Source organism: Tabrizicola sp. T46, assembly GCF_057219895.1.
In genome coordinates this window covers 764962-786513 of the sequence record NZ_JBXVVV010000002.1, presented here as the reverse complement: position 1 = coordinate 786513, position 21552 = coordinate 764962, and the positions used below count along the sequence as shown (strand labels likewise).

At 67.1% G+C, this 21552-nt stretch carries 21 protein-coding genes; 4 read left to right on the top strand and 17 right to left on the bottom strand.

The features are described 5' to 3' along the window. Window positions 1-76: 76 nt before the first annotated feature. From lpxC to AC2D9V_RS11475, 13 genes are all read right to left on the bottom strand, one after another. Entirely contained in the window at window positions 77-997 is a 921-nt protein-coding gene (lpxC, locus tag AC2D9V_RS11535) for a UDP-3-O-acyl-N-acetylglucosamine deacetylase (RefSeq protein WP_484714212.1), read from the bottom strand. A gap of 193 nt (window positions 998-1190) precedes the next feature. Next, window positions 1191-2825, bottom strand: a complete 1635-nt coding sequence (ftsZ, locus tag AC2D9V_RS11530) for a cell division protein FtsZ (protein ID WP_484714211.1) — start codon at window positions 2823-2825, stop codon at window positions 1191-1193. Between the two features lie 203 nt (window positions 2826-3028). Further along, window positions 3029-4363: a cell division protein FtsA gene (gene ftsA, locus AC2D9V_RS11525; protein ID WP_484714210.1), complete on the bottom strand. Its 1335-nt coding sequence runs from the start codon at window positions 4361-4363 to the stop codon at window positions 3029-3031. Continuing rightward, complete coding sequence (locus AC2D9V_RS11520) at window positions 4360-5256, bottom strand: cell division protein FtsQ/DivIB (RefSeq protein ID WP_484714209.1); 897 nt, start codon at window positions 5254-5256, stop codon at window positions 4360-4362. Before AC2D9V_RS11520 ends, ftsA begins: the two co-directional genes overlap by 4 nt. Then, window positions 5244-6164 carry a D-alanine--D-alanine ligase gene (locus AC2D9V_RS11515; protein ID WP_484714208.1) on the bottom strand — a complete coding sequence of 307 codons (921 nt, stop codon included), beginning with the start codon at window positions 6162-6164 and terminating at the stop codon, window positions 5244-5246. Before AC2D9V_RS11515 ends, AC2D9V_RS11520 begins: the two co-directional genes overlap by 13 nt. A 40-nt stretch (window positions 6165-6204) precedes the next feature. Next, on the bottom strand, window positions 6205-7131 hold the full coding sequence (murB, locus tag AC2D9V_RS11510; protein ID WP_484714207.1) for a UDP-N-acetylmuramate dehydrogenase: 927 nt from the start codon (window positions 7129-7131) through the stop codon (window positions 6205-6207). A gap of 45 nt (window positions 7132-7176) precedes the next feature. After that, complete coding sequence (locus AC2D9V_RS11505; protein ID WP_484714206.1) at window positions 7177-7443, bottom strand: hypothetical protein; 267 nt, start codon at window positions 7441-7443, stop codon at window positions 7177-7179. A gap of 4 nt (window positions 7444-7447) precedes the next feature. Beyond that, on the bottom strand, window positions 7448-7693 hold the full coding sequence (locus AC2D9V_RS11500) for a DUF2484 family protein (RefSeq protein WP_484714205.1): 246 nt from the start codon (window positions 7691-7693) through the stop codon (window positions 7448-7450). After that, complete coding sequence (locus AC2D9V_RS11495) at window positions 7690-7956, bottom strand: DUF2484 family protein (protein ID WP_484714204.1); 267 nt, start codon at window positions 7954-7956, stop codon at window positions 7690-7692. The genes AC2D9V_RS11500 and AC2D9V_RS11495 overlap by 4 nt, the downstream gene beginning before the upstream one ends. Before the next feature lie 40 nt (window positions 7957-7996). Beyond that, a complete protein-coding gene (murC, locus tag AC2D9V_RS11490) occupies window positions 7997-9403 on the bottom strand; it encodes a UDP-N-acetylmuramate--L-alanine ligase (protein WP_484714203.1) in 1407 nt (468 codons plus the stop codon). Further along, complete coding sequence (locus AC2D9V_RS11485; protein ID WP_484714202.1) at window positions 9400-10494, bottom strand: UDP-N-acetylglucosamine--N-acetylmuramyl-(pentapeptide) pyrophosphoryl-undecaprenol N-acetylglucosamine transferase; 1095 nt, start codon at window positions 10492-10494, stop codon at window positions 9400-9402. Before AC2D9V_RS11485 ends, murC begins: the two co-directional genes overlap by 4 nt. Window positions 10495-10579: 85 nt before the next feature. Beyond that, complete coding sequence (locus tag AC2D9V_RS11480) at window positions 10580-11743, bottom strand: peptidoglycan glycosyltransferase FtsW (RefSeq protein WP_484714201.1); 1164 nt, start codon at window positions 11741-11743, stop codon at window positions 10580-10582. Window positions 11744-11899: 156 nt separating this feature from the next. Next, on the bottom strand, window positions 11900-12277 hold the full coding sequence (locus tag AC2D9V_RS11475) for a hypothetical protein (protein ID WP_484714200.1): 378 nt from the start codon (window positions 12275-12277) through the stop codon (window positions 11900-11902). A gap of 243 nt (window positions 12278-12520) precedes the next feature. Here AC2D9V_RS11475 and AC2D9V_RS11470 point away from each other — a divergent pair, with 243 nt between their 5' ends. Beyond that, window positions 12521-13453: an L-lactate dehydrogenase gene (locus AC2D9V_RS11470; RefSeq protein WP_484714199.1), complete on the top strand. Its 933-nt coding sequence runs from the start codon at window positions 12521-12523 to the stop codon at window positions 13451-13453. 177 nt (window positions 13454-13630) lie between these two features. Then, complete coding sequence (locus tag AC2D9V_RS11465) at window positions 13631-15676, top strand: acyltransferase family protein (RefSeq protein ID WP_484714198.1); 2046 nt, start codon at window positions 13631-13633, stop codon at window positions 15674-15676. A gap of 511 nt (window positions 15677-16187) precedes the next feature. Here the strand turns inward: AC2D9V_RS11465 and AC2D9V_RS11460 are convergent. Continuing rightward, window positions 16188-17036 (bottom strand): amidohydrolase family protein, encoded by an 849-nt coding sequence (locus AC2D9V_RS11460; RefSeq protein WP_484714197.1) that lies wholly within the window; start codon window positions 17034-17036, stop codon window positions 16188-16190. Window positions 17037-17046: 10 nt separating this feature from the next. Next, entirely contained in the window at window positions 17047-17691 is a 645-nt protein-coding gene (locus AC2D9V_RS11455; protein WP_484714490.1) for a nucleoside/nucleotide kinase family protein, read from the bottom strand. Between the two features lie 174 nt (window positions 17692-17865). On the opposite strand from AC2D9V_RS11455, the gene AC2D9V_RS11450 reads away from it, so the two are divergent. Beyond that, a complete protein-coding gene (locus AC2D9V_RS11450; protein WP_484714196.1) occupies window positions 17866-18732 on the top strand; it encodes an S-methyl-5'-thioadenosine phosphorylase in 867 nt (288 codons plus the stop codon). A 54-nt stretch (window positions 18733-18786) separates the two neighbouring features. After that, on the top strand, window positions 18787-19326 hold the full coding sequence (locus AC2D9V_RS11445; protein ID WP_484714195.1) for an adenine phosphoribosyltransferase: 540 nt from the start codon (window positions 18787-18789) through the stop codon (window positions 19324-19326). A 226-nt stretch (window positions 19327-19552) separates the two neighbouring features. Here the strand turns inward: AC2D9V_RS11445 and AC2D9V_RS11440 are convergent, their stop codons facing one another. Together AC2D9V_RS11440 and AC2D9V_RS11435 are read right to left on the bottom strand one after the other, a co-directional pair. Further along, the gene (locus tag AC2D9V_RS11440; RefSeq protein WP_484714194.1) at window positions 19553-20044 is read right to left on the bottom strand and encodes a DUF2165 family protein; all 492 of its coding nucleotides are present in this window, start codon (window positions 20042-20044) and stop codon (window positions 19553-19555) included. 76 nt (window positions 20045-20120) lie between these two features. After that, window positions 20121-21530, bottom strand: a complete 1410-nt coding sequence (locus AC2D9V_RS11435; protein WP_484714193.1) for an FAD-binding oxidoreductase — start codon at window positions 21528-21530, stop codon at window positions 20121-20123. Window positions 21531-21552 lie beyond the last annotated feature (22 nt).

Sequence of the window (21552 nt, the reverse complement as noted above, 5' to 3'; positions counted from 1 at the left end):
GATTTGCCCTGTCCTAGCATAGAAAAATCCGGGGCGCAAAACGCCTTTCGTCAACTTTCAGACAGTGCAGTCTGGATCAGGCGCAGATCGGCAGATCGCCGGCATGGACACCGACGCCGGGCAGCTTGCCAAGCGTCTGCGGACCACAATCGACGTGGCGATAGGCGGCCGGGTCGGCAAAGAGCGCGCGCAGAAGACGGTTGGTCAGGGCATGACCGGCCCGCTCGCCCGTGTAGCGGCCAAGAACCGGGCCACCGGCCAACGCCAGATCGCCCACGGCGTCCAGCATCTTGTGGCGCACAGGCTCGTCCTCGTGCCGCAGACCGCCGGGCGACAGGACCCGGTCTCCGTCGAAGACGACCGCATTTTCCAGCGTCCCACCAAGGGCCAGGCCGCGTTCGCGCATCGCATCGACATCGGCCTGACGGCAGAAGGTGCGGCTGTCGGAAAGCTCGCGCACAAAGGCACCGTTGGCCATGTTAAGCCGGCGGGTCTGCATGCCGATCGCGGCATCCTCGAAGTCGATGCTGAAATCGATCTCCAGCATGTCGGCGGGATCCAGCCGAGCGGTCGCCTCACCTTCCGAAACCTCAACCGGCTTCAGCACCCGAATCGCACGGACCGGGCGATCCAGCGCCTCGATCCCGGCGGCAAGGAAGCCGGCCACGAAGGACAGGGCCGAGCCATCAAGGATCGGCACTTCCGGGGCGTCGATGTCGATCAGCGCGTTGTGGATCCCGGATCCGGCCAGCGCCGCCATCACATGCTCGATCGTCGAGACCGAAACGCCATCAGCATTCTCGATCACGGTGCACAGCTTCGAGGGCGTCACATGATCCCAGCGCGCGGGGACAAGCGGGTTGCCCTCGGTCACATCCACACGGCGGAAGCAGATGCCATGATCCGCCGCTGCCGGACGAACCGTCATGCGCACGGGCAGGCCCGAATGCAGGCCGAACCCGGTGAAGGTGGCAGGGGTGGACAGGGTATTCTGCACGTCTCGATCAACCTCATTGCGGTGGCAGAAGTTGGCTCTCTGCCGTTGCGTTTAGCTAGACATGCCGGGGCGTGATCTCAACTCACTCTTTGTGACGCTATGTGACAGGCCTGAAACAATTCCCAAACCATTGGCCATAAAAGAAAAAGGCCCGGAACCCCGGGCCTTTTCAGTTTCCCTCACCAGAAGGATTTCAGTTCGCCTGACGGCGCAGGAAGGCGGGAATCTCGATCCGGTCCTGGTCGTTGTCGATCTCGTGGTCGTCGTCAAAGGCGGTGACCGGCGGCTGCGTGCGGCTGGCCGGGGCCGGGATCGGCGCGGTCGATGCTTCCAGGTGACCGGCCATCCGGTTGATCAGAGACCCGATGCCGAACCGCGGCTTGGCGGCCGCGGCGGCCTGCGGTGCCGGGGCCGGAGCAGGCGCGGGAACCGGTGTCGGACGCTGGAAGCGCGCTGCACCGCCACCGGCTGCCGGACGGCTGACGGCAGCCTGCAACCGGGCCAGTGCTTCGGGCGAAGGCTGACCAGCGGCGCGCGGACGCGGCGCGACGAAGTCACCCGCATCCGCCTCGATCGCTGCAGGGGCCGACCGCACCAGCGACGGCTGCGGGGCGGGGGCCTGCGGGCGATAGGCCGGGGGCGGAAGCTCCGCGGCATCGTCGTCTTCGTCCGCGATCCCGGCCTGCGAGGCCGCCGCATCGAAAAGACCGTCCTCAAGGGTTTCGTCCACTTCGGGCATCGGATCGGCCACCGACGGGGCGACCGGCTGGGCGGCCCGCACCGGCTCTGCAGGCGTTGGCGTAAGCGTCAGGGGTGCGGCCATCGACCGGCGCGCCACCGGCACATCGGCCTTTGCCGACGAAGCGTCGATGCCGGTCGCCACGACCGACACGCGGATCCGGCCTTCCATGCTGGTATCCAGGGTCGAGCCGACGATGATGTTGGCCTCGGGGTCCACCTTCTCGCGGATGATGTTCGCCGCTTCGTCCAGTTCGAAGAGGGTCAGGTCATGCCCGCCGGTGATGTTGATCAGGACACCCTTGGCACCGTTCAGGCTGATCTCGTCCAGAAGCGGGTTGGCGATCGCCTTCTCGGCCGCCTGCACCGCACGCTCGTCGCCCGCGGCCTCGCCCGTGCCCATCATCGCCTTGCCCATCTCGTCCATCACCGCGCGCACGTCGGCGAAGTCGAGGTTGATCAGGCCCGGCCGCACCATCAGGTCGGTGACACCCTTGACGCCCTGGTAAAGGACATCGTCGGCCATCGCGAAGGCCTCGGTGAACGTCGTGCGTTCATTGGCCAGCCGGAAGAGATTCTGGTTCGGGATGATGATCAGGGTATCGACCACCTTCTGCAGCGCCTCGATCCCCTCTTCGGCCTGGCGCATCCGCTTGGCGCCTTCGAACTGGAAGGGCTTCGTCACCACGCCCACGGTCAGGACGCCAAGTTCGCGTGCCGCCTGCGCGATGATCGGGGCCGCCCCGGTGCCCGTCCCGCCGCCCATGCCGGCGGTGATGAAGCACATGTGTGCGCCCGCCAGGTGATCGACGATCTCCTCGATCGTCTCTTCCGCCGCCGCTGCGCCGACCGAAGGCCGCGCGCCTGCGCCCAGACCTTCCGTCGCCTTCACACCCATCTGGATGCGCGCATGCGCCCGGCTTTGCTGGAGCGCCTGCGCATCGGTGTTCGCCACGACGAACTCGACGCCTTCCAGCGCCTGGTCGATCATGTTGTTCACCGCGTTGCCGCCTGCCCCGCCCACACCGAAGACGGTGATGCGCGGCTTCAGCTCTTCACGCTCAGGAGTCATCGTCAGATTGAGTGCCATGGGTTTGCCCGTCCGTTTCTTGTCCGCCGCCTGTTTCTTTTCCGGCCTTGCCTGCACCTGTCCCGCGTGCAAACGGCCGACTTATCCCCGATTCTATCCACAACCTTGTCAAAGGTCACGAAGAAATCTCGGGATTGCCTCAAAATCTGGGGGTTTTGGCCCCATATTCAGCGGCATTTCGCCTTCTGATCTGGATGTAGTGGTCACCAGTTGTCCTTGAACCATTTGACCGCCCGCCGCAGCGACCGCGCAGGGTAGCGTTCGGCGGGGATTTCGAAGTCCCACCATTCGTCCTGCGGATGCGCGGCAAAGAGGCAAAGGCCCACGGCCGAGGCAAAGGCCGCCCCCGTCGCCGCCTGGGGCAGGCCCTGCACGCGGAGCGGCCGGCCAAGGCGCACGCGCTGGCCAAGGATCCGGGTCGCAAGGCCGTCCAGCCCCGGGATCTGGCTTGCGCCGCCGGTCAGCACGATCTGCTGGCTGGGCAGGCTGTCGAAACCGGCGGCGTCCAGCGTGGCGCGGACCTCTTCTAGCACTTCCTCGACCCGCGGCCGCATGATCCCGATCAGCTCGGTCCGGCTGATCTGACGGCGGTCCTTTTCCCAGTCGCCGCTGTCGCCGCCGATGTCGATCATCTCGCGGTCGTCCATCCCCGTAGCATAAAGCCCGCCGTGCCGGGTCTTGATCCGCTCGGCCACCGCGACCGGGATCTGCAGACCCTTCGAGATGTCGGAGGTCACATGGTCCCCGCCCATCCGGACGGAATCCGCATAGATCATGTGCTTCTTGATGAAGATCGACAGGCCCGTCGACCCGCCGCCCATGTCGATGCAGGCCGCCCCCAGCTCCTGTTCGTCCTCGACCAGGCTCGAGATGCCCGAGACATAGGCCGAGGACGCGATCCCGGCGAGTTCAAGGTCACAGCGCTTGATGCAGTAGAGAAGGTTCTGCACCACGTCGCCATCGACCGACAGAAGGTGCATGTCGCAGGCAAGGCGATGCCCGATCTGCCCGCGCGGATCGCCAAGGCCGGTGCGGTGGTCCAGCGCAAAGTTCACCGGCTGGGCGTGCAGCACCTCGCGCCCGGCCCCGAGGTCCGGCACGTCGCAGGCGGCCAGAACGCGGCTTACGTCCTGTTCTGTCACCACGGAATCCTGCAGGTCCAGCTCGCCCGCCAGCCCGTAGCTGCGCGGTTCCGCGCCCGAGAAACAGGCGATCACGTGATCGACCCGGACGTTCGCCATCTTCTGCGCCGCCTGCACCGCCGTGCGGATCGCGCGCTCGGTCTCGTTCATCACCGCGATCTCGCCAAAGCGCACACCGCGGGACCGGGTCGTCGCCGCCCCGATTACCCGGAACTGGCTTTGCCCGGCCATGGGCCCCACCCCGTCCTGCTCGCGCAGGCGGTCCGGCCCGTCAAAGCGCAGGATAAGGCAGGCGATCTTACTGGTGCCCACGTCCAGAATGGCGATGACACCACGCTGCATGGCAGCCCGGCGCATGTTCCGCATGGTGCGCTGCGAGGTATAGAGATCGGTCACAGTTCGTTCTCCACGGTTTCGATGCCTTGTGCGCGGCGCGCCTCGGCAAGGGCGTTGGGGGTCAGGCGAAGGGTTGGTCGGTGGTCCGACCGCAGGTCGACGGTCAGGATGTCGCGGTTCATCAGGTCCTGGGCATGGTCGAGCGCCAGCAGCCGCTCCAGCGCCTGGACCGGGTTCTTGGCCGGCAAGAGCACCCGCTGGTCGCGGTCAAGCACCAGGTCCCAGCGCCGCTCGCCGATCCGGACAAGGCCCCGGACGCGCGGCGTTAGCGGGCCTGCCGCGTCAAAAAGGTCCAGTGCCTCGGGCATCGCCCGCTCGGCACCCTCGCCCGCCACCAGCGGCAGGTCGGAGCGATCCACTCGCGCCACAAGGCCCGCGACGCGGTGGCCCGTCTCGTCGATCAGCGTCAATCCATCCTCGGTGCGCCAGACGGCGACAGGCACCCGTTCGGTGACCATCACCTGCAAGACCCCGCCGGACCGCACCCGAAGGTCTGCCCGCAGGACGGCATCCAGCTCCTCGACCCGCATCCGCGCGGCGTCGAGATCGATATCGAAGGACGACATCGGCAACGGCAGCGCCAGCCGCGCCCGCACCGCCTCGGCCAGTTCGGGCGAGGCGCCCTCGACCCGGGCCAGCGAAACGCGGAACTCGGGCCGCGCCTCGAACTCGGCCCGAAGGTGGGTCAACTGGGCGATAAGGGCGATGCGGTTCGGCTCGTGGCTGATCCAGGCCGTCGCCGCGCCGACGACGACCAGCGTCGGAAGGCCAGTGCGCAGGAACAGCCGCACCCAGGGGCGCAGCAGCATCCGGTGCAGCCGGTAAGCCCATTTCGACGGCGCGGGATCGCGCGGCTGCGGTCGCGTGGGGCGACGGGCGGTCAGCGATTGCATGACGCGTCCCTCACCATCCAGTCGCAGAATTCGGGGAAGGAAATCCCCTGCATCGCCGCCTGCTCGGGGGCAAGCGAGGTGGGTGTCATCCCCGGCTGGGTGTTCGTCTCCAGCAGGACCAGCCCCGCCAGCCCGCGCGCCTCGTCCCAGCGGTAATCCGTCCGACTGACCCCCCGGCACCCCAGCGCCTGATGGGCGCGCAAGGCATAGTCAAGGCAGGCAGCCTCGATCTCGGCCGGCAGCTTCGCCGGGCATTCGTGGCGGCTTCCGCCGGGCTTGTACTTTGCGTCGTAGTCGTACCAGCCGTCGGTGATGATATCCGTCACCCCCAGCGCCCGGTCGCCCATCACGGTCGTCGTCAGCTCACGCCCCGGCACATAGGTCTCGACCATCACCATGTCGGGCATCGACGCCGCCAGACGCGGGGCGTTCGACCCTTCGCGGACGATATAGACCCCGACCGACGAACCTTCGTTGTAGGGCTTCACCACATAGGGCGCGGGCAGCACATGCCCCGCTTCCACCGCGTCCCGCCGGACGAGCACGCTGTCAACGACCGGCAACCCCGCCGCGCGATAGACATCCTTGGTCTTGACCTTGTCCATCGCAAGGGCCGAGGCCAGCACCCCGGAATGCGTATAGGGGATCTTCAGCCATTCCAGCATGCCCTGGACGCAGCCATCCTCGCCCCAGCGACCGTGGAGCGCGTTGAAGCAGACATCGGGGCGCAATTCGGACAGGCGTGCGGGCAGGTCGGGGCCGCAATCGACCTCCGCCACCCGGTAACCAGCCTCCCGCAGGGCCTTGGCGCATTCGCGCCCAGAGACAAGTGACACCTCCCGCTCAGCGGAAAGCCCACCCATCAGAACCGCCACTTCGGGGGCCATCCTGCTCGATGCGCCCACCATGCACTGCCTCATCCGGGGCTTATGGCGCCCCGTGATATCGTTAATCCTGCGGATATTCTCCGACCCGCATGATTTCCCACTCTAGCGTGATACCGCTTGATTGGTAAACCTTTTTTCGCACTTCCTCGCCCAGGGATTCAAGGTCGGCGGCGGTGGCCCCGCCGGCGTTGATCAGGAAGTTCGAATGCATCTCGGACATCTGCGCGCCGCCGATCCGCGCGCCCCGCATGCCGGCATCGTCGATCACTTTCCACGCCTTCAGCTCATGCGTGTCATCGGCTTGACCGGTGCTGCTGCGTCCCAAGGGATTGCGGAAGGTGCTTCCGGCCGATCTATCCCTAGTGGGCTGGGTGGCATCTCGCTTGGCGATCTGCTCCGCCATCCGCGCCTCCAGCGCCGCCGGATCACACGCTGCGGCCCGGAAGGTTGCCGCCACGATCACCGCGCCCTCGGGCAAGTCGCTCTGCCGGTAACGCAGGTTCAGCGCAGATGCAGGCAGGGTCTCGATGTGCCCTGAACGATGCACAATTCTGACCTCCTGCAGCACATCTGCCACATAGGTCCCGTAGCAGCCCGCATTCATCCGGACGGCCCCACCGATGCTGCCGGGAATGGTGCGCAGGAAGGTGAGGTCGCGGCCACCCTCTGCCGCCCGCCGGGCCACATGTGCATCCAGCGCCGCCGCACCGGCCGTGACGAGGTCGCCCTCCACCAAAATCCCGTTGAACCCACGCCCCAGCCGGATCACCACGCCCCGGATGCCCCCGTCCCGGACGATCAGGTTCGATCCGACGCCCATCGGAAAGACCGGCACCGCCGGATCAAGGGCAGCCAGAAACTCCGCAAGGTCCGCCTCGTCCGCCGGCTGGAACAGCCAGTCCGCCGGCCCGCCGACCCGCAGCCAGGTCAGGTCCGCGAGGGGCCGGTCCGGGGTCAAGGTGCCGCGAGGGGTGGGAAGCGCGCTCATGTCCCCCTGCTATCCGCCCTTGCCCCCGCCGCGCAAGGCCCTGACCTAACCAGCCTTCCGCCCGGCCAGCGCCAGCCCGACCAGCGCGCCCGCCACCGCAGGTCCGGCAAAGCCCATCGCCAGCGACACCCGCACGAGAACATCGCCTTCTTCCAGCATACCCGCCCGGACCACGGTGAAGACAGCGGCCAGGACCGCCAGCACCGGAACGACCAGCGCGCGCCGCCGCCCGTAGCGCCGCGCCATCGCCCAGGCCACAACGGCGGCAAAGACCGCAGTTGTCGCCGAGATCGCAAGCAGGTGTCCCAGCATCGCCCTATTCCACCCGTTTGCGCAGCCAGCGCCAGAAGAAGACCACCGGCCAGCGCAGGATCGACGCACCCGCAGCCAGCACCAGAAGGCCGACAATCGGACCACCCTCATAGGTCACCCAGCCCAGCAAGGGCACGCCGATCGCGATCAGCACATAGGCCGCCCGCCAGTGATAGTCGCGCGAGGGCAGCATTCCGATGACATTCGCCACGATTAGCCAGACAAGGCACAGGGACAGGGGCAGGATCATCTCTCAAGCTCTTTCGGCAGGGGCGCAGGTCGGCCCAGCGCCCGGCGCGCAAAGTAGCGCAAGGGATTGCGGAACATCGACACGAAGGCAAAGAGGCCCAGCGCCAGCCAGACCCAGCCATGCGTCCAGCCGATCCAGACGAGAAGCACCGGCGCGGCGATCAGAAGCGCCACCCCCGGCACCATCTGCGCCCGCATCGGCAGCATCGCCACGATGGCAGAGGCAATCACCCAAAGCGCGCCAAGGATCAGCGGCGTGCTCACGCTGTCAGACCTTCGCGTTTTCGCAGAAAACGCGTGATCATCATGCGGCAGCACCCATTAGCTTTGCCGGCAGCGCATTGGCCCAGGCCGAGATCGTCCCGGCGCCAAGGCAAACCACCATATCCCCCGGCCGCGCCTGTTCCTTGACCAGCCGCGCCAGCTCGCCTTCGTCCTGCAAGGCGCGGGCGTGGCGGTGGCCGTGGGCGATCAGCCCCGCCACGAGGTCATCGCGGCTGGCCCCCGGGATCGGGTCCTCACCCGCCGCATAGACCTCGGCGATGGCCACCACATCCGCCTCGTTGAAGCAGGTGCAGAACTCTTCGAAGAGGTTCGAAAGCCGCGTGTAGCGGTGCGGCTGGTGGATGGCGATGATCCGCCCCTTCGTCGCCTGCCGCGCGGCCTTCAGGACCGCCGCAATCTCAACGGGATGGTGGCCGTAATCGTCGATGATCGTGACCCCGTTTACCTCGGCAACCTTGGTGAAGCGGCGGTTCACGCCGGCAAAGCCCGCCAGCGCATCGCGGATCTCGTCGCGCTTCATCCCCAGGTGCCGGGCCACCGCCACGGCGGCCAGAGCGTTACTGACGTTGTGATCCCCCGGCATCGGCAGGGTGCAGCCTTCGATCACCTGGTCCTCGGATTGCAGGGCAATGTCGAAATGCGCGACGCCATTCTCATAGGTCAGGTTCTGTGCCCGCACATCCGCCTGCGCGTTGAAGCCGAAGGTCACGACCCGCCGGTCCGTCACCCGACCGACCAGCGCCTGCACTTCCGGATGATCCGTGCAGCAGACCGCGAGCCCGTAGAACGGGATGTTCGACACGAAGTCGAGGAAGCCTTTCCGCAGGCTGTCGAAGTCGCCCCAATGCTCCATATGCTCTGGGTCGATGTTGGTCACGATGGCAATCGTCGCGGGCAGGCGGTTGAAGCTCCCGTCGGACTCATCCGCCTCCACCACCATCCACTCGCCCGCACCCGCCCGGGCATTACTGCCATAGGCATGGATCACACCGCCGTTGATCACCGTCGGGTCAAAGCCGCCCTTGTCCAGAAGCGTCGCCACCATCGTCGTCGTCGTGGTCTTCCCATGCGTCCCGGCAATCGCGATGTTTGACCTGAGGCGCATCAGTTCCGCCAACATCTCGGCCCGGCGCACCACGGGAAGCTTCCGCCGCCGCGCCTCTTCCAGTTCGGGGTTGCCCTTCTTGATGGCGGAAGAGATCACCACCACCGCCGCCTCGCCGATGTTCCCGGCCTTCTGCCCCTCGAAAAAGGTCGCCCCCAATTTCACCAGCCGGTCGGTGATCTTCGACGCCTTCGCATCCGACCCCTGCACCCGGTAGCCCAGCGTCATCAGGACCTCGGCGATCCCGCTCATCCCGATGCCGCCGATGCCGACGAAATGGATCGGACCAAGCTCCAGCGGAAGCTTCGTGGCTGCGTTCATGGGGCATCTCCTCCCAGGGCTTCGACCAGCGCCACAAGGCGCGCGGTCGCATCGGGTTTGCCGGTCCCAAGCGCGGCCTGCGCCATGGTCTCGGCCTTCTGCGGGTCTTCCAGGATCGCGGCGATGTGACGGCTCAGGCCGTCCGCGTCAAGCGACTTTTCGGCAATGGCGACAGCTGCCCCCGCGTCAACCAGCCCGCGCGCGTTCGCCGTCTGGTGATCGCCGGTCGCCGCCGCAAAGGGGATCAGGATCGCGGGCCGCCCGATCACGCTGATGTCGGCGACGGATGACGCGCCCGAACGGCTGATCACCAGCTGCGCCTCCGAAAGCCGGCGCGGGATGTCAGCAAAGAAAGGCGCGATCTCGGCCCGGACGCCCGCCGCCTCATAGGCCGCCGCCGCGCGTTCTGCATCCTCGTCGCGCGCCTGATGCGCCACCCGCAGGTTGGCGCGCAATGGCTCTGGCAGTCTGGCGACCGCATCCGGCACCACGTCCGACAGGACCCGCGCCCCCTGGCTGCCGCCCACCACGACCAGCGACATCGGATAGTCGCCCGGGGGGATATAGGGTGCGGCCGCGCGCTCCAGCACCGCCGCCCTGACCGGGTTACCCGTCGCCTCGCCGGTCACACCCGCTGGCAGCGTCGTCGGCCAGGTCCCGCAGGCCACCTTGTGAACCCGGGGCGCGAAGACCTCGTTCACCCGGCCAAGAACACCGTTCTGTTCATGGATCATCCGCGGCCGCCGCAAGACCCAGGCCGCCGACAGGGCCGGGATCGACGGATAGCCGCCAAAGCCCACCACCACCGCAGGTTTGTCACGCATCTGAGACCAGACCGCCCCAAGAACACCGCCCAGGATGCGGAACGGCACAACAAGCTTTGCCAGCGCCCCGCCCCGCGCGAAGGTGGCACTCGCCACCTTCTCGATCCGCACCGCAGCGGGGAACCCGCCCGCATAGCGCGCACCCCGGTCATCGGTAGACAGCGTCACCCGCCAGCCCCGCGCCAGCATCGCCTCGGCCAAGGCCTGTGCGGGGAACATGTGCCCGCCCGTGCCACCGGCAGCAATCAACAGAAGCTTTCCGCTCATCGCGAAACGCCTCCGCACCCCTGAAGCGCCTCGCTTCTGCCCCCGCGCTGATCAGACGGGACGGGGGACCAGGCCAGGAAACCCATCACCGCCCCCGCTTGAACGCGTCGCTGATCTGGCCGCGCGGACGTGCCCGCGTCAGCGCCAGAAGCATCCCCATGGTGATCCCCGCGGCGATCACGCTTGACCCGCCGTAGCTTACGAAAGGCAGCGTCATGCCCTTGGCCGGCAGAAGCCGCACCGCGACGCCCATGTTGATCATCGCCTGCACGCCGAAGATACAGACCAGCCCCGCCCCGGCAAGGCGTACGAAAGGATCACGCTCTTCCATAAGCCGAACGAGCGAGCGGACCACGATCACGCCGTAAAGCCCCAGAATGACAAGGACGAGGATCAGCCCGTATTCCTCGGCAGCGACCGCGATGATGAAGTCCGTATGCGCATCCGGCAGCGACCATTTCACCTGCCCCTCGCCAACGCCCACGCCGAAGAACCCGCCTTCCTGGATCGCGTTCGCGGCATAGCCAAGCTGCGTGCGCGGATCGACCTCGGGCGACAGGAACCCGTCGATCCGGCGCGCGAAGTGTTCGGAGGACTCGTAGAAGATCAGCCCGGCCACACCGACGATACCCCCCACAACTGCGATCAGCGTGATCGGGGCTCCGCCGACAAAGTAGATGACCCCCCAGGCGAAGATGATCAGCGCCGACTGGCCGAAGTCCGGCTGTATCGCCAGAAAGGCGACCACCACCAGCATCAACGCGAAGGAGATCGACTTGCCTGGCGGGCCATTCAAATCCTGGCTGGCCGCGATCAGCCAGGCCACGGCAATCACGAACCCGGGCTTGACGAATTCGGATGGCTGGACACTGGCGAAGCCAAGGCTGAACCAGCGCACCGCTCCCTTGCCGAAATCGGTCCCGAACAGCGGCAGCAGCACCAGCGCCACCAGCGAGATGCCAAAGCCCAGGATGCCCAGCCTGCGCACCATGCCCGGCGAAGCCATCGAAATAGCGATCATCACCAGCAAGGCAACGCCGCCGAAGAAGGCTTGCCGCTGCACGTAGAAGTAAGGGTCCAGGCCGTTTCGCTGCGCCAGCGGCACCGAGGCCGCCAGTCCCAGAAGCAGCCCGATCCCGAACAGGACGAAAACCAGCGTCAGGGTCCACTTGTCGATGGTACGCCACCAACGGGGAAGCACCGGCTCCGTGACCCGTACGGGATTGGAGCCATAGACCATCTCAGTCATGGGTAAACCGCCTGTTTCGCCTGCTCTGCCTTCAAGCCCGGATGTGTCCCCCGGGTCTGAATGGCAGAGTAGCGAAGATCACCCCGCCTGACCAGTAGGAATAGCGACCGCCACCCCTTCGATATGGGCCCGCCCGACGAACCCGGCGTCAGCGCCCTACCTGGCAAGACCGGCGCGCTGTACGGCCATCGCATAGGCGGCCGCAGCACCGCACATGGTGACCAGGAAGGGAAGATGGACCACAGCATCGGCCCAGTCCCGGCCTGTCATCGCATGGACCGCGAGGTCGGCCAGCGGGATCACGACAACCGCCACCGCCCATACCAGCGCAGCCGTCGCAGCATCCCGCCTCAGCGCCGCCCAAAGCGCCAGCGGCAGGGGCCAGAGGTCGAGCAGCCCCTTGTAGACGCCAAGAAGCGAAGCCAGTGCCTGCGCAACCTCGCTTTCCGCGCCAAGGCCCGTGCGCTCCCCGATGATCGAAGGGTCGCCCGACAGCCAGCCGATCGCCGCACCCAGAAGCATGACGGCGGACATAAGCGCCAGCCCGTGCCCGGCCCATGCGTGCCCGCGCCCGCATCTCGCAACAGCCGCAGCGTCTCTGGCCAAGTCCATATGTCACCTCGTCGGGTTCATGAGTGTAAGCAACACCTACTCTAACGTGATTCTTTACACTGTCAAGATTATGCCTTGTCCACCGGTCAGGCACATCACGGGCAAAGACCCTTGCACCCCGGCCCCTCCCGCGCGACGCTGACGCCACACGCAACGGAGGCCCGCATGAAAGTCGGAATCGTCGGAACCGGGATGGTCGGCAGCGCCGCCGCCTTCGCCCTCGCCCTCGGTGGCGGCGCGTCCGAGGTGGTGATGATCGACCACAACCCAGCCCGCGCCCTGGCCGAAGCCGAGGATATCTCCCACGCCGTCCCCTTCGGCCGCCCGGTCATGGTGCGCGCCGGCGATTACCCCGACCTTCACGGGGCAGGCGTCGTCATCCTCGCCGCCGGCGTCGCCCAGGCCCCGGGCGAGACGCGCCTCCAGCTTTTGGAACGCAATGCCGAGGTCTTCCGCAACATCATCGGCCAGATCACCCGCGCCGCACCTGAGGCGATCCTCCTCGTCGCCACCAACCCCGTCGACGTGATGACCCATGTCGCCACGAAGCTTTCCGGCCTCGACCCCTCCCGCGTCATCGGCTCCGGCACCATCCTCGACACCGCCCGCTTCCGCAGCCTCGTCGGCCGCCACCTCGGAATCGCGCCGCAGTCCGTCCACGCCTATGTCCTTGGCGAACATGGCGATTCCGAGGTCCTCGCCTGGTCCGCCGCCCGCGCCGGCTCCATGCCGCTCGCGGCCTTCGCCGCGCAAGTGGGGGCCGCCCTGACCGAAGAGGTGCGCGCGCAGATCGACCACGGCACCCGCCGCGCCGCCTACAAGATCATCGAAGGCAAGGGCGCCACCTGGCACGGCATCGGCGCCGGCCTCGCCCGCATCGTCCGCGCCATCGCCGCCGACGAAGGTGCGGTCCTCTCCGTCTCCACCCGCACGCATGAGGTGGGCGGCGTGCCCGCCGTCACCCTCTCCCTCCCCCGCATCCTCTGCCGCCGCGGCATCACCGCCGAGCTTCGCCCCGACCTCGACGCGGCCGAAACCGAAGCCCTCGCCGCCTCCGCCCGGATCCTGGCCGAGACCGAGGCGAGCCTCCGCCTCTGACCCGCGCCGCGTTTTCGTGCAGGAATGCAACTCCACGCGCCCCTGTGGCGGTGCAAGGGCGGCCTTTCGCAGATTTGCCTTGTCCGCTGCTGCACCGCTTCCTAATGAGAACGGGCGGCGTAGGCCCTGCCACGGTGCTTGCCGCTCTTCCGGGGACCGTCCGTGCAATATCAGGGCTTGCTCCACCACCCGGACTACAGGCCCGACATCGACGGGCTGCGCGCGGTCGCCGTCCTGTCGGTCGTCGGGTTCCACGCATTTCCGAACCAGCTGACCGGCGGTTTCATCGGCGTCGACGTCTTCTTCGTGATCTCCGGGTACCTGATCTCGACGATCATCTTCAAAGGCATGGCGGCGAACGCCTTTTCCTTCCGCACCTTCTATGCCCGCCGCGTCAGGCGCATCTTTCCGGCGCTCGCGGTCGTGCTTGCCGCAACCCTCGGCTTCGGCTGGTTCGTCCTTCTGGCCGACGAGCTATCGCAACTTGGCAAGCACGCCTTCGCCGGGACCGGGTTCTTTTCCAACTTCGTATTCTGGCGCGAGGTCGGGTATTTCGACACCGCGGCCGAGACGAAACCGCTCCTGCACCTGTGGAGCCTCTCGATCGAAGAGCAGTTCTACATCCTCTGGCCCATGATGGTCTGGCTCTTGTGGCGCTGGCAGGCCTGGCTGCATCTCGTGATCGCGGGCCTGATCGCCCTCTCTTTCGGCCTCGGCCTCGTCATGGTCCGAACCGACCCCGTGGGTGCGTTCTTTTCCCCGCTTCCCAGGTTCTGGGAACTCCTTTGCGGAACCCTCCTCGCCTGGGCGCACCTTCGGAAGGACGCCAGTGGTCCGAGCCTTCCGCCTCTGGCCTGGATCGCGGGACGGTCGCAGGAGGGCCGACGCCGGCTTTCCCACGCCGCCTCGGCCCTTGGCCTCCTGCTGATCGCCTGCGGCCTCGTCGCGATCCGGCATGACACCAGCTTTCCCGGCGCCTGGGCCTTGCTGCCGGTCGTCGGGACCGTCCTCATCATCGCCGCCGGCCCGGAGGCCTGGATCAACCGCCAGATCCTTTCGCACCGGATTGTCGTCTGGTTCGGCCTGATCAGCTTTCCGCTCTATCTCTGGCACTGGCCGCTCCTCTCCTTCAGCCAGATTGTCAACGCTGAACCCCAGCCGTGGGAAATCCGGGTCATCCTCGTCCTAGTCGCCGTGCTGCTGGCGTGGCTCACGCAGCGGTTCGTCGAAACGCCGATCCGGTTTTCCCCGCGGTCCGGCGGGATGAAGGTGGCGGTCCTGTGCCTGTCCATGCTTGGCATTGGCCTTGTCGGACTGGCGATCAGCCGGACGGATTTCTCGGCGACCCACAGGATGGAAACCGTCGCCATCGCCAGGCCGGAATATGCGTTCGGGTCGTCGCTGGCCTGGTATCAGGGCAAGGAGGAATGGCTGTTTCTCGGCAACGCCCACAACGAGTCCGTGGCCAAGCTCAAGCTCGCCAAGCTGCCCGACGAAGCCGTCGTATCCGGCATCCGCGACGCCGTTGCCCGCGTGGCCGATGCCGCAACCCGGTCCGGGGTCAGGCTCGCGATGCTGGTCGGGCCAAACAAGGAGAGCATCTATCCCGAGTTCCTCCCCGACGCCCTCATGCCGTCGCCGACACGCTACGTCGGCACCTTCCTCGACAGCCTTCGCACCGTGCCCGGCCTCGTCCTCTACGACCCGACCGAGGACCTCCGCCGCCTGAAGACGACCGAGGGCCAGCTTTACTGGCGCACCGACACGCACTGGAACGGCAAGGGCGCCTACCTCGCCTTCGCCGGGATGCTCAGGGAGCTCGACCTTCCCGTGCCGGACCTCGCATTCGAAGTCGGCCAGGCCCGCCAAGGCGATATCATCGAGATCGCGGGCCTGCGAAACTTTCCGACCCTTCCCGACCGGGACTGGCAGCCGGTCTGGCCGGCCCCGCCGTCATGGCAAGCCCTGCCCTCCCGGGGTCCGTCGGAGCCGACCTTCCTGCGCGAAATCGTGCGCAACGACCGCCCCCTCTCTGACCTGACGGTCTGGGTCGTCGGGGATTCCTTCGCGCGCGCGCTCCGGCCCTATCTGAACGCCACCTTCCGCGAGGTGCACTACATCGGTCATTGGAAAACCACTCTGGCGGAGGTGCCATCCCTGCTTGAGGAAACGGAAGACCGGCCGGACCTGATCCTCATCGTCAGGGTCGAGCGGTCGTTCTAGCGGCTGCCCAATAGGGTGGGTGCCAAGTCACCACTCTCCCCGCCCGTAAGCCTCCGACACCGCGAGGTCGAGCGCGGCATGTGCCTGCGCCAGCCAGGCCGAACGCGGGCCTTATAGGTTCGTGAGCGGCCGCGCCATCAGGATCGGCACCGCCTTCCCGTCCATCGTGAGGATGCGGTCGGGATACTCCGGCAGCACCTCAGGCACCCGGGTCACGATGTCCGGCGGATCCGGGCAGTTCTTCCGGAGTTCACTGAGCAACGCCGCTGCAGCGCCAATCGCGATGGCCCCAAAGTCGTCTCGACGCGCGCCATTTCGCGATGAACGCCTGAGGCGCCATGATGCGCCTCCCCTCTCCCGCGTGGGTCGGGGCACTGCAACGACAATAGGGGTGGGGGACTCCCTACAGGGCGAAGAGTGGGGTGTCGGCAAACCTTTCCAAATTCCTAATGTCCACACGCAACCATCTGTTTCCAAACGACATTCCGATTTTGACCACTGTGGTCACGTCTCACACCCCATAGACCCGCCGCGCCGTTTCGGTCCCGATGGTGGCCTTTTCCGCCTCCGAAAGCCCCGCCAGCAGCTCCCCCGTCATCCGGATCCACTCCGGCAGCCCGGCACCAAGGTTGACCACCGGCCAGTCCCCGCCCCACAGCATCCTTTGCGGCCCGAAGGCCTCCAGAAGATGCTCCACATACGGGCGGACGAGGGGGACCGAAGCCGTCCCCGGCGCGCAGTAGGTGGTGATCCCGGACAGTTTCACGACCACGTTCGGGAAGGCCGCGATGGCGTCGATCCCGGTCTTCCAGACTTCCCAGTCGCCCCCCGCCACGTCCGGCACCCCGCAGTGATCGAGGATGAAGGGCTGGTCCGGGCAGGCCTTAAGGAGCGGAACCCCGATCGGGACCAGTTGCCGCGACAGGAAGTTCAGGTCGAACGGATACCCCGCCCGCCCGATCTTCCGCAGGTTCGCCCGGAAGGTCCCGGTCAGCGAGACCTCGTCCGGCACCACATGCAGGATCCGGCGGAACCCGACGACCTTCAGCCCCTTGGCCTCTTCCAGCCAGGCGTCAAACCCGGCATCGAACTCCGGCCGGATGCTGGCGATCTGCCCCAGCATCACCACCCCGCCCACCGCGGTGCCGACCATCCCGGCGACCATCCGCGCCTCGGCCTGGTAGTCGGAATCGTCGACCCCGGTCTCCATGAAGATCGTCGCGCGGACCCCGGTCCCGGCGACCAGCCCGGCATAGTCTTGCCTGGTGAAGTCCCCGGCAAGGATTGGGAACTCCCCGGTCCAGGCATAGCCGATCCGGTCGCGCAGGATGAGATGCTGGTGGGTGTCGATCAAATCCATCTTCGTCTCCTCACGCGTTGTTCAAAAGGAAATCCGGCGCGACCGACCCGTCGCGGACAAGCCTGCCGTTGGGGAGGTCGTTCTCTTCCAGCTTCGCGACGATCTCTGCCTCCGTCAGCCTATAGCCGGTCCACCGCCCGCGGAGCCGCTCGCGGAGGACGGGTTCGGGCACGTCGACCCGGACCGTGATGTCGAACATCGGCCGCAGCCGGTCCCAGGGAGACTGGTCGAGGAGGAGCCAGTTTCCCTCGACCACGATCACCGGGACGCGTGCCGGGATCAGCCTTGCCCCCGCCCGGGCGATCTCGATCGAGCGATCAAAGACCGGCACCGCCACCTCGGCCTCGTCCCGCGCCCGCAGCCGGCGAAGGGTGTGGAAGAGCCCGCCCACGTCGAAGGTCTGTGGCGCGCCTTTCCGGGGGCGCAGACCGGCGGGGACGAGGTAGAGGTCGTCATAGTGATAGCCGTCCATCGGCAGCACCTCGGCCAGCCCCGGGGTGCGGCTATTCAAAAGGTGAACAAGGCGTTCGGCCAGCGTCGACTTCCCCGACCCCGGCGGACCTGCCAGCGCAAGGATGGTCCGGTCAGCCCCGCCCGCCGCCCGCGCGGCGCAAAGGCTGGCCAGCGCCTCCAGATCCGTGACTTCTGTTGCCATCACCCGCCCCACCCCGCTGCCGCCGAGGATGACCAGAGGTCCGCCCATTCTGCAAGCAAAGCCAGCATCCTGACAGCAATCTCAACGGCCCGGGCTGCGGACCCTGAAGAACCCCGCTTCCGCGCCCGGCAGGGTGTGGCTATGGTTCCCCCGGCGGCAGGAACGGAGACCCCCATGCAAACCATGCTCGGCGTGATCGGCGGATCGGGGGTCTACCAGATCGACGGCCTGGAAGGGGCAACCTGGGTCAAGGTCAAGACGCCCTGGGGCAAGCCGTCGGACGAGCTTCTGGTCGGTCGCCTTGGTGGCGTGCCGGTGGCCTTCCTGCCGCGTCACGGGCGGGGGCATGTCCATGACCCGGCAACCGTCCCCTACCGCGCCAACATCGACGCGCTGAAGCGGCTGGGCTGCACCGATGTGGTCGCCGTCTCTGCCGTCGGATCGCTGCGCGAGGACTTCGCGCCGGGGGATTTCGTGATCGTCGATCAGTACATCGACCGCACCACCCAGCGCCCGCCGAGCTTCTTCGGCCCCGGTTGCGTCGCCCATGTCAGCCTTGCCGACCCGACCTGCCCGCGCCTCGGGACTGCCTGCGCCGAGGCCGGGCGGGCGCAGGGTCTGACCGTCCACACCGGGGCCACCTATCTTTCGATGGAGGGGCCGCAGTTTTCCACCCGCGCCGAAAGCAGGCTTTACCAAAGCTGGGGTGCGGACGTGATCGGGATGACCGGCCTTTCCGAAGCACGCCTCGCCCGCGAGGCCGAGCTTTGCTATGCCTCCGTCGCGATGGTCACGGATTACGACTGCTGGCACGAAGGGCACGGGGCGGTGGATGTCGCCCAGGTGATCGCGGTGGTGCATGCCAACGCGGACGCCGCGCGGGGGCTGGTGGCGCGGCTGCCTGCCCTTCTTGGCCCCGACCGCGCGCCCTGCCCCCATGGCTGCGATCGGGCGCTGACCCATGCCCTGATGACCGCCCCGGACAAGCGCGACTCCGAGGTCCTTGCCCGGCTGGACGCGGTCGCCGGACGCGTCCTCTAAATCCGAACGGATGCCAACCCACACCGCCTGCAACCCATTGACCGGACCCTGCACATGACCCCGAAGAAGACCGTCAAGGACTATATCCGCACCATCGTCGACTTCCCGCACGAAGGGATCTTCTTTCGCGACGTGACCACCCTTTTCGCCGATCCGCGCGGGTTCCGGATGTGCGTCGACCAGCTTCTGGCCCCCTATGCCGGGATGCGGATCGACAAGGTCGTGGGACTGGAGGCGCGGGGGTTCATCCTGGGCGGGGCAGTCGCGCACCAGCTTTCGACCGGCTTTGTCCCGATCCGCAAGAAGGGCAAGCTGCCGGGGCAGACGATCAGTCAGGCCTATACGCTGGAATACGGCGAGGCGGTGGTCGAGGTGCATGACGACGCGATGCAGGCGGGCGAGAAGGTGCTTCTGGTCGATGACCTTCTGGCCACCGGCGGCACCGCCGAGGCGGGGATCAAGCTGATCGAACGCCTTGGGGCCGAGGTCGTGGGATGCGCCTTCGTGGTCGACTTGCCCGACCTTGGCGGCCGCCGGAAGCTTGAGGCGATGGGGATGGATGTCCATGCCCTGTGCGCTTTCGAGGGGCTGTGAGGCAGGGCGCCGGGGCCTTCGCAGGGCCTGGAGCGATTTCTTCGAAGAAATTGCCAGGTCGGGCGGTGAGGGCCGCTTCAGTTAACCTTGTTGAAGGGAATCATATGTAGACCTGTTCCTGTCGGGCCTACCCAGCCCGGCCGCGCCGCTACCCACGGCGTGACCCACACACCCCCCAAAGCACCCCGCTGCAGGTTTCCTGCGGCGGGGTAACCTTTTCGGGGCATCAGCTTCGTTCGGGCTGGTTCACGAAGATCAGGACCGCAAGCATCGAGAGATAGAAGCGGAAGGCGGCGTCCTGCCCGTTCCAGACCTCGGACTGCCACATCAGGAACCATTCGCCGCCCACGACCATGAAACCCACGAACCAGACGAGGAAACCCATCGTCGCCCCGGCGATGACAAAGTCCTTCGCGGCATCGAAGTCGGCAGGAATGCTGTCCCTTGCGGCCCACATCCGGAAGGCCCCGATCAGGAGCAGAAGGCAGGTCAGCCCCTCACCCGCGATAATGACCCAGTAGCCGATGGTCCAGAGCGTGGGCGACGTGATGGCCCGGTACATCGCCACGTTGTCAGGGAAGGTCGTGTCCATGCTGAGAACATGCTGCACGAACTGGTAGTTCGAGTTGTAATCGGTGATGTTGTTGAAGGTCACCAGAAAGGCGAAGGCCGCAAGGGACAACACCATGATGATCTTTGCCGCACGCGAAACGGTCATAGCCACTCCTCTTGCTGCCGATGCTGCCAGAGGGGACGCCGAGTGAACCCGTCCTGTCAAGCCCGGCGGCCCCTGATCAGGCCAGGACCGCGCCGGGGTTCATGATGCCGTGGGGATCGAGGGCCGCCTTGATCGCCCGCATCGCCTGAAGCTTGCCCGGATCGCCATAACGCGCAAGGTCCGCCACCTTCAGCCGCCCGACCCCATGCTCTGCCGCGACGGACCCGCCGCGCGCGTGCACCATGTCATGCACCACTTCCTTCACCCGGTCGCGCACCGCGTCATGGTCGCGCCGCGACGCGCCCTGCACCGGAAAGACGTTCCAGTGGAGGTTGCCGTCCCCGAGATGCCCGAAGCAGTTGATCCGGAAGTCGCCCAGCGGGCGCAGCGCGGCCGGAGCCTCGGCGATGAAGCCCGGGATTTCGGACAGGGGAAGCGAGATGTCGTGGCTGGAGACCGCGCCGATCCTGCGATTCGCCTCGGGGATCGTCTCGCGCAGGTGCCAGAGGCTGGCGGCCTGTGCTTCGGAGGTCGCGATCACCCCGTCGGCCACCAGCCCTGCCTCGGCGCCCTCGGCATAAAGAGCGGCCATGGCGGGTTCCGGGTCGATCGCGGCGGGAAGGCCAAGCTCGACCAGCACCTGCCATTCGGGAACCGGGTTCAGGGGCGGTCTGAGGTCGGGCATCGTTTCGGCAAGGAAGTCAAAGCCCATCCGGTGGATCAGCTCGAAGGTCGAGACCATGCCGCCCAGCCGCGCCTGTGCCAGGGACAGAAGGTCGAGTGCCGCCGCGGGCGATGGCACCGCAAGCATGGCGACGACCGAGGCCGCCGGGATCGGGAAGAGCCGCAGGCTGGCGGCGGTGATGACCCCGAGCGTCCCTTCGGACCCGATCAGAAGGTGCCGCAGGTCATAGCCCGCGTTGTCCTTCCTGAGCCGCTTCAGGCCGTTGAAGATGCTGCCGTCGGGCAGGACCGCCTCGATCCCGAGGCAAAGGTCGCGGGCGTTGCCATAGCGGAGGACTGCCGTCCCGCCGGCATTGGCGGCCAGGTTGCCACCGATCCGGCAACTGCCTTCCGAGGCCAGCGACAGCGGGAAGATCCGCCCGATCCGTGCGGCCTCGGCCTGGACGTCGGCAAGGATCATCCCGGCCTCGACGACCAGCGCATACTCGGCCGGGTAAGCGCCGCGCAGGGCCGTCATCCGTTCGAGGGACAGAAGCAGGGGCGCGGGACCATCGGGCATGATCTGCCCGCCGACCAGCCCGGTGCCGCCCCCCCAGGGCACCACGCCGACCCGCGCGGCCGCACAGACCCGGATGACCTTGGCCACCTCGGCAGTGCTGCGGGGCAAGGCAAGCGCGCCCGCCCGGCCCTGCCAGCGACCGCGCGGCTCGGTCAGGTGGAGGGCGTCTGGGGGGACCAGCGTGCCGTCGGGCAGGTCTTGGCGCAGCGTTGCGAGAAAGGCGTCATCGCAGGGGTTCAGCATTCCATGCTCCTTCCCCGCCTTG

Coding starts and splice junctions, on each gene's coding strand:
- AC2D9V_RS11485 (WP_484714202.1), bottom strand. CDS start 10,494: ATGAGCGGAAAGCTTCTGTTGATTGCTGCCGGTGGCACGGGCGGGCAC.
- AC2D9V_RS11470 (WP_484714199.1), top strand. CDS start 12,521: ATGAAAGTCGGAATCGTCGGAACCGGGATGGTCGGCAGCGCCGCCGCC.
- AC2D9V_RS11520 (WP_484714209.1), bottom strand. CDS start 5,256: ATGCAATCGCTGACCGCCCGTCGCCCCACGCGACCGCAGCCGCGCGAT.
- AC2D9V_RS11460 (WP_484714197.1), bottom strand. CDS start 17,036: ATGGATTTGATCGACACCCACCAGCATCTCATCCTGCGCGACCGGATC.
- AC2D9V_RS11455 (WP_484714490.1), bottom strand. CDS start 17,691: ATGGCAACAGAAGTCACGGATCTGGAGGCGCTGGCCAGCCTTTGCGCC.
- murB (WP_484714207.1), bottom strand. CDS start 7,131: ATGAGCGCGCTTCCCACCCCTCGCGGCACCTTGACCCCGGACCGGCCC.
- AC2D9V_RS11480 (WP_484714201.1), bottom strand. CDS start 11,743: ATGACTGAGATGGTCTATGGCTCCAATCCCGTACGGGTCACGGAGCCG.
- ftsZ (WP_484714211.1), bottom strand. CDS start 2,825: ATGGCACTCAATCTGACGATGACTCCTGAGCGTGAAGAGCTGAAGCCG.
- AC2D9V_RS11435 (WP_484714193.1), bottom strand. CDS start 21,530: ATGCTGAACCCCTGCGATGACGCCTTTCTCGCAACGCTGCGCCAAGAC.
- AC2D9V_RS11445 (WP_484714195.1), top strand. CDS start 18,787: ATGACCCCGAAGAAGACCGTCAAGGACTATATCCGCACCATCGTCGAC.
- murC (WP_484714203.1), bottom strand. CDS start 9,403: ATGAACGCAGCCACGAAGCTTCCGCTGGAGCTTGGTCCGATCCATTTC.
- AC2D9V_RS11450 (WP_484714196.1), top strand. CDS start 17,866: ATGCAAACCATGCTCGGCGTGATCGGCGGATCGGGGGTCTACCAGATC.
- AC2D9V_RS11475 (WP_484714200.1), bottom strand. CDS start 12,277: ATGTCCGCCGTCATGCTTCTGGGTGCGGCGATCGGCTGGCTGTCGGGC.
- AC2D9V_RS11505 (WP_484714206.1), bottom strand. CDS start 7,443: ATGCTGGGACACCTGCTTGCGATCTCGGCGACAACTGCGGTCTTTGCC.
- AC2D9V_RS11500 (WP_484714205.1), bottom strand. CDS start 7,693: ATGATCCTGCCCCTGTCCCTGTGCCTTGTCTGGCTAATCGTGGCGAAT.
- AC2D9V_RS11440 (WP_484714194.1), bottom strand. CDS start 20,044: ATGACCGTTTCGCGTGCGGCAAAGATCATCATGGTGTTGTCCCTTGCG.
- AC2D9V_RS11515 (WP_484714208.1), bottom strand. CDS start 6,164: ATGGTGGGCGCATCGAGCAGGATGGCCCCCGAAGTGGCGGTTCTGATG.